The sequence below is a fragment of the Peribacillus alkalitolerans genome (assembly GCF_010882125.1).
Taxonomy (GTDB): domain Bacteria; phylum Bacillota; class Bacilli; order Bacillales; family DSM-1321; genus Bacillus_BN; species Bacillus_BN alkalitolerans.
This window is the reverse complement of record NZ_JAAGVZ010000025.1, coordinates 38722-45785: the sequence shown is the minus strand read 5'-3', so window position 1 is coordinate 45785 and position 7064 is coordinate 38722. Positions and strand designations below refer to the sequence as shown.

Annotated in this window: 8 protein-coding genes and 1 pseudogene; 6 read left to right on the top strand and 3 right to left on the bottom strand. The window is 37.5% G+C overall.

What is annotated here, in order from left to right:
- Positions 1–167 precede the first annotated feature (167 nt).
- A pseudogene (locus G3O09_RS19550) lies at positions 168–409 on the bottom strand (transposase); the annotation flags it as partial.
- 507 nt (positions 410–916) lie between these two features.
- Between G3O09_RS19550 and G3O09_RS19545 the strand changes: the two are divergent.
- The 3 genes from G3O09_RS19545 to G3O09_RS19535 all read left to right on the top strand — a co-directional run bounded on the left by G3O09_RS19545 (position 917) and on the right by G3O09_RS19535 (position 2593).
- The gene (locus G3O09_RS19545; protein ID WP_163103123.1) at positions 917–1594 is read left to right on the top strand and encodes a YdeI/OmpD-associated family protein; all 678 of its coding nucleotides are present in this window, start codon (positions 917–919) and stop codon (positions 1592–1594) included.
- A gap of 162 nt (positions 1595–1756) precedes the next feature.
- Positions 1757–1975 carry a hypothetical protein gene (locus G3O09_RS19540; protein WP_163103122.1) on the top strand — a complete coding sequence of 73 codons (219 nt, stop codon included), beginning with the start codon at positions 1757–1759 and terminating at the stop codon, positions 1973–1975.
- Between the two features lie 126 nt (positions 1976–2101).
- Positions 2102–2593, top strand: a complete 492-nt coding sequence (locus G3O09_RS19535; protein ID WP_163103125.1) for a superoxide dismutase family protein — start codon at positions 2102–2104, stop codon at positions 2591–2593.
- A gap of 59 nt (positions 2594–2652) precedes the next feature.
- On the opposite strand, the gene G3O09_RS19530 is transcribed toward G3O09_RS19535, so the two are convergent.
- On the bottom strand, positions 2653–3828 hold the full coding sequence (locus tag G3O09_RS19530) for a MalY/PatB family protein (RefSeq protein WP_163103121.1): 1176 nt from the start codon (positions 3826–3828) through the stop codon (positions 2653–2655).
- A 118-nt stretch (positions 3829–3946) separates the two neighbouring features.
- Here G3O09_RS19530 and G3O09_RS19525 point away from each other — a divergent pair, with 118 nt between their 5' ends.
- Positions 3947–4201, top strand: coding sequence for a DUF1871 family protein (locus G3O09_RS19525; protein WP_163103120.1), 255 nt, complete (start codon positions 3947–3949; stop codon positions 4199–4201).
- 35 nt (positions 4202–4236) lie between these two features.
- Here the strand turns inward: G3O09_RS19525 and G3O09_RS19520 are convergent, their stop codons facing one another.
- Positions 4237–5064: an alpha/beta fold hydrolase gene (locus tag G3O09_RS19520; protein ID WP_163103119.1), complete on the bottom strand. Its 828-nt coding sequence runs from the start codon at positions 5062–5064 to the stop codon at positions 4237–4239.
- A 170-nt stretch (positions 5065–5234) separates the two neighbouring features.
- Between G3O09_RS19520 and G3O09_RS19515 the strand changes: the two genes are divergently transcribed.
- Positions 5235–5735 (top strand): Lrp/AsnC family transcriptional regulator, encoded by a 501-nt coding sequence (locus G3O09_RS19515; protein ID WP_163103118.1) that lies wholly within the window; start codon positions 5235–5237, stop codon positions 5733–5735.
- Positions 5732–6901, top strand: coding sequence for an aminotransferase (locus G3O09_RS19510; RefSeq protein ID WP_163103117.1), 1170 nt, complete (start codon positions 5732–5734; stop codon positions 6899–6901). Before G3O09_RS19515 ends, G3O09_RS19510 begins: the two co-directional genes overlap by 4 nt.
- The last annotated feature ends 163 nt before the right edge of the window (positions 6902–7064 follow it).

Here is a 7064-nt window from a genome sequence, read left to right as displayed (position 1 = left end):
TTACGAGTAAGGAGCTAGTTTCGTTCATGATAACTCGTCGCTACCGCTCCTGCGGGGTCTCGCCTGTAACGCTAATCCCCCAGGAGTCAAGCGCCTTCCACTCCAATCAACCAGTGTCCTTGAAAAATCAACTAAAAAACCTGTTAATTAAGCTTTATCAAACATCCTCAAGTAACTTTCCATGTCCAAGTTGCCAGTTTCTTTAAATTCATGGATGCAAAAGTATGCATCGCTTGCATGGACAATTTTTTAGATCTCATAGGGTTGTCAATCGCATACCATGCTTTTCTTTGGCATTCGCAAAAACACGTTCAATCGTTTCCTTGCGCTTCGCATATATTTGTTTAATTTCATCAAAATGTCTTAAATGGTTCGCTTCTTCCACGTACTCATCCCAAATATGTCGCTGCATCGAGTTTTCGTACTAAGTGGTCTTGTGGAACAAATTGTTCAATAGCCAGCATTTCTAAATGTTCACGTTCAATGATTTGATTTTTAGTCATCATCGTTTATCACCTTAAAATTATGTACGAGCACGGTTGATTGGAGAGGAGGGCGACGACTCCTGCGGGAAAAGCGTGAGACTTGAGACCCTGCACGAAGCGTAGCGAAGGAGGAGGCTCAAGCCACGCCCGCGGAAAGCGTTCGCCCGGATCGGAAATCAACTTCTAGTTCTTAGCTGTCTTTTTTCCTTTTGGATATATTGGCAGCATTGTGAAAGTTGAAGTAGAGAACCATGAAAAAAATGGCAATATACAAATCTTTCTTCGTCATTGTCTTAGCCTTAAAGCTCGTCAATTTGCGAGGTTTTAATACTCTAATATTCTTGCAATTGTGCATGTTAGGGTTAAATTACGTTGATAATGGGAGATACGAATTATAAAATGGAAGGAAAAAAGACGGGAGGGTTTTAATTTTGAATTCGACAAAAAGTGTGAGTGACAAACTGAATTTTAGTAAATACCCTACAAAATTAATTCTTAATATACCCGATGATATTGAGGACTTTAATGAAATAGAGTATCATTCATCGGTTGAAAATGATAAGTATAGCCTAGTTTTTATTTTTATTTTTAGTTTAGAGAATCTTACAAAGTATCTAAAGCTAGTGATTGAGGAAAAATTAGTTGATGAAAACGGGTATTTGTACTTCGCCTATCCGAAAAAGAATAATCCACAATATAAAGAGTACATAGAACGTGACGCGTTCATTCAGAATATAGAGGCGGATGAAGAAGGTTTTGTACTTGGTAGTAACATAAAATTTTCTAGAATGATTAGTCTCAATGATGTATTTACAGTCGTCGGGCTGAAAGAAGTTTCGAAAAAAGCCAAAAATACCCCTAGTACCCAAAAGAGTCAATGTGTGGATGACTATATTGAAAATGTTGAAGATATTAAACTGCATTTGGCAATTAAAGAGGATCTATTGAAGGCTTATAATGAACTGACATTTGGATATCAAAAGGATTGGGCACGTTATGTTTTTAGTGCCAAAAGAAAAGAAACACAGGAAAAACGATTGCAAGAAATGGAAATGATTTTAGGAGAAGGTTATAAATCGATTGATTTATATAGAAGAAAAAAGAAATAAGATATTACTTTTATAAATGTTTCCATTATTTGTCCGGAGGATAATTCGTGCCTTCTTGATTGGTGTTAGCTTTGAAAAGTGTTAAGATAGTATGGTTGAACGAAATTCATTCATGACCAGTACCACTTTACTTAGAGCTTATAATGAAAGGATGAACAGCTTATGCTAGTCGTCGAAGCCATTTTAGGATTATTCCTTTATTTTCCAGAAGATAAAAGCGAATATATACCAGCGGGAATTACCACGTTCATATTTTTAGTTGCTTCCATAATCACTATGCGTTTTATCATTAAAACATCAAAAAAAGAGGCTATGAAAGCAAAAAAACTTGAAGAAGAGATTCTTGGGAAGAATGCGAAAGGCGCTTCTGAAAATCAATAGAATGAATGGTTTATGAATACCCTTATATGGGTATTTTTTTTTCTTTAATAGACAAAATAAAGACAAAATGTCTTTGGGGTGGAAAAGTTGAAGAAACAATGGTTCGTAGCAAGCGCTTTACTTTTAATGGCAGGATGTACCCAGCAAAATCAGAATCCCACTAAAATGGATGTGGAAATGCATAATGAAGTCGGAGATTCACTTGGAAAGATCAAGTTAACTGAAAAGTCAAAAGGAATCGAGCTGGATATCAATTTAGAAGGTCTGGAAGCAGGAGAGCACGCGATTCACATTCATGATAAACCTAAATGTGAGGCACCTGAATTCAAGTCAGCTGGCAATCATTATGACCCTGAAAAGAAAAAGCACGGTTTATTGCATCCTGAAGGGGCTCACGCAGGCGATTTACCTAACTTAATTGTTAAAGAAGATGGAAGTGTAAAAGTGAAAATTTCTGCTCCGACTGTCACTCTTCGTCAAGGGAAGAAGAATTCCTTGCTCGGAAAGGAAGGTACATCCATTGTCATTACCAGCAAGAAAGATGATGGCATGACGCAACCAGCTGGAGACTCTGGGAAAAGGATTGCATGTGGTGTAATTAGTAAAAAGAAAAAATAATTCAAAAAAAATAGGTGTTCAGAAGGTCGTTGGTTTCAGTCCTTTTGAACACCATTTTTTTAAGAAAGTGCTTTCTTTATTCGATTTAGTCCATCCATTAGTACATCATGGGGACAGCCAATATTCATCCTCATCCATCCCTCTCCTCCTGGACCATATTTGTTTCCAGGTTCCAAGGCAATCTTACCTTTCTCAACTAGGACTTTCTGTAGTTCCTTGTCAGAAATTCCTAGTTCTCTACAATCTAGCCATAGTAAAAAAGAGGCTTGAGGAACCATTGGTTTGATGGCTGGGAGATTCTGTTTGAAAAATTGGAGGCTGGTTCTTACATTCTTCTCAATATAATCCAGTAACTCAGTAAGCCATTGATCTCCATGGTTATAGGCTGCTGTTAAAGCATCTATGGCAAAAATATTCAGACCATGGAATCCTTGGGCATATTGAGTTTCTTTAATTTTCTTCTTCAACTCGTGATTTTGGACAATGAGGACGGACGATTGAAGACCAGCAATATTAAAAGTTTTACTTGGAGCCATGCAGGTGATGGTCATATCAGTGTACCGTTCATCAAGACTAGCTACTGGATAATGTTTTTGGCCTGGTAAGGCAAGATCCGCATGAATTTCATCAGATAACAGGTTCACCCCATACTTTAAACACAGTTCTGCAAGTTGGCATAACTCGTCTTTCGTCCATATCCTACCACCGGGGTTATGAGGACTACATAATATAAACATCTTGAGCCCATTACGCATTTTTGACTCGATATCTTCAAAAGAAATACGAAATTGACCTTCACTAATTGCAAGTGGACTATTAACTAATTCTCTATCATTTTTTTGAATCATGTCAAAAAATGGAGTGTAAACAGGAGACTGGATCATGATGCGATCACCAGGTTTTGTTAGAGCTTGGATGCACGTCCCAAGCGCAGAAACCACGCCTGCACTAAAAAAAATAGAATCTCGGTCGATATCCCATTCATATTTGTTTTTCATCCAATTGATAAGGGAATTGTAAGTATAGGAGGTCGGTGCAGTATAACCGTAAATGGGATGCTTAGTGCGTTCGATAAGTGTATCCGTGATCGCTTGGGGAGAAGGGAAATCCATATCAGCGATCCACATTGGAAGAACATCCTTTGTACCAAAAAACTCTTGTGTCATATCCCATTTAATGGACCCTGTGTTATTACGCTTAATGTACTGGTCGAAAAGATTTTGATTCTGTACCATGATTTCACCACCAAAATATTTTGGAATAAAGCATGTCATACTGAATGTAGTTTTTCTTTATGATACTATAATGGGGATAAATGTTTCATTACCAGAAAAAAAACAGGAGAAAAATCATATGGCGGAAGATTTATATTCACAAGTGCAAAAGCTATTAGAAAATTGGGATCCATTTGAGGTCGGTGCGGATGGATACGAGACAGAAATTGCGGAATGCATGCAAGCGATTTACGAGGTCGATTCAGTAGAGGAATTGTCTGCAAAAATCATTAATATATATGAATTTTCATTCGGGGAAGTCATTAAGATCGAAGACGCAAAAAAAATAGCTGCTGAAATACTACTACTTAAAGAGCAATCTAGTTGTTCATAAGCATGAAGCCGGTACATTTCGTACCGGCCTCTTTTTTATTGAGCAAGCAAAAATTCTCTTAGATGACTCGCCACTTCTTCAGGTTTTTCTTCTGGGACGAGATGTCCTGCTTCTTTTAAAACGACTAGTTTGGAATTTGGGATATCTTTATGAAGTTGTTTTCCAGTTCTTAGTGGAACGACTCGATCATGTTCACCCCAAATAAGTAAACAAGGGGTCGAAATGGTTTTAAGCATTTCAGGAGACAAATCACCTTCGCGATCGCGGATCATCCTTGTCAAAGCTCTGAAAATATCATCTTCTAAGAATGGCTGTAAGTATCCAAATAACATCTCGTCGTCAATGAGCGCTTGGTTATGAACGACATTTTGCAAATTTTTCCGAACTCCTGAACGGGCTAACCATAGCTTTACGTACAAATGGAAGTATGGAATGAAGCTTGAATATACTAGGCGACGGTTAGCTCTTTTTAAATATCCTGAACTACATAATAACACGCCTTTATTCACCCTTTCAGGTTCAAGTTTCATCATATTCAGAGAAATTTGTCCTCCCATTGAATGCCCTACTACCGAAAAATGGCTAATACTCAAATTGGTAGTTAGCTGTAAGACTGTTTTTGCTAAGTTTTCGTAAGAATACTTATAAGAAATATCCTTGCCACTCTTTCCGAACGGTGGCAAATCAACAGTCAAAATAGAATATTCCTTTACAAGAAGAGGAATCAGTTTCCGATAACTAAAGGAAGATGATAGAAAGCCATGCAGCATGACCAGTGTATGGGAAGAGGCAGGATTAGAATATAACTCGTAATATACATTATTCCCATTTACTGTTAACTCCTGTGAGACCATTTGAGTCATATTTCTTCACCTCAAGTCTAAAAATATATAGGTATTTTACCCAACTTACATAAAAATAAAAGTCTTAATAAATTTATTCAAATTTTAATAAAATTCTTAGAACACTACTACGTTTAGGAAACTTTTTTGATATAATTAGTGCAGTTTTATGATTTCGAAAGGGGATTAACATGCATCTAGATGACAAAGAAATTGAAATTCTGAAGATTATCGAAGAAAATGGCAGAATCGATTCAAATGATTTAGCAAAAATGGTGAATCTCCCAGTTGAAGAATTAGAAGAAACATTAACTAAACTTGAAAAACAAAAAATCATTGTAAGGTATATGACCATTATCAACTGGTCAAAGGTTTCAGAGCACGAAGGCGTTACTGCCATGATAGAAGTCAAGGTGACTCCTAAGCGTGGTGTTGGCTTTGATGAAATAGCAAAGAGGATTTATCGTTTCAACGAAGTCCAGTCAGTCTATTTGATGTCTGGTGTGTATGATTTATCGGTAATCATTGAAGGGAAATCCTTGAACGAAGTGGCTAGATTCGTTTCTGAAAAATTGTCTACACTTGATTCTGTCATATCCACTACAACCCACTTTATCCTCAAAAAGTACAAGCATGATGGAATTGTTTTTGAACAAAATGATGAGGATAAAAGAATTGTGGTGTCACCATGATCAAGACTAATTTCCTTTCCAAAACCGTAAGAGATTTAAAGCCTTCTGGCATTCGTCGTTTTTTTGACCTAGCTGCCAATATGGAAGGAGTCATTTCATTAGGGGTAGGTGAACCTGATTTCGTCACTCCGTGGAATGTAAGGGAAGCAGCCATTTTATCACTCGAAGAAGGGTATACATCTTATACTGCAAATGCTGGACTAATAGAGCTGAGAAAGGCAATTTCCAAATATGTGGAAGAGTCATTTAATGTCGAGTATCATCCGGAAACAGAAGTGATTTTGACAGTGGGAGCAAGCCAGGCGATCGACCTTGCTTTCCGAGCAATTCTTAATCCAGGTGATGAAGTGATTGTCGTGGAACCAAGTTTCGTATCGTATACTCCATTAGTAACGTTAGCTGGAGGAGTTCCGGTAACTATCCAAACAAAAAAGGAAAACAGCTTTAAGCTAATGCCTGAAGAACTCGAGGCAGCCATCACTTCAAAAACTAAGGCTCTTTTAATTTGTTCACCGAACAATCCAACTGGAACTCAATTAAATCGTGAAGAGCTTGTACGTCTTGCTGATATCGTGCAAAAACATGACTTAATCGTCTTATCTGATGAAATTTATGCGGAGTTAGCATATGATGAACCGTTTGCAAGTTTTGCGTCAATTGAAGGTATGTGGGAAAGAACAATACTAATCAATGGTTTTTCAAAAGGGTTTGCAATGACGGGATGGAGATTAGGATTTGTTTGTGCTCCTCGTTACATCTCAGAATCCATGTTGAAAATCCATCAATACACCATGATGTGCGCTTCGACGATGGCTCAGCATGCAGCGCTAGAGGCATTGAAGCATGGCATGAACGATGTGGAATCAATGAGGAACAGTTATCGAGCTAGGCGGAATTACATTGTGAAGTCCTTTAACGAAATGGGATTGGACTGCCACATTCCAGGAGGAGCATTTTATGCGTTCCCATCCATTGAGCGAACTGGTTTAACTTCAGAACAATTTGCTGAGCAATTGTTGATGGAAGAAAAGGTAGCGGTGGTACCAGGTAACGTGTTTGGAGAAAGTGGCGAGGGCCATATTAGATGTTCATATGCTTCTTCCATTGAAAACTTACAGGAAGCTGTTAAACGAATTCAACGCTTCATTTCTAATTTAGAGAAGTAAGCTTTTCCTTATAGAAGAATTAATCGAAAAAGAATTAAGTTTGAAAATGATTCCCCTTTTAAAAAAAGGCTGTTTTCAAAGTTTGTTGCTTTTTTAGTTTAATTTAATTTAACTTTCTGAGTTGATTGTAGAGGAGGACACTTGCTCCTCGAAAATGCATTCG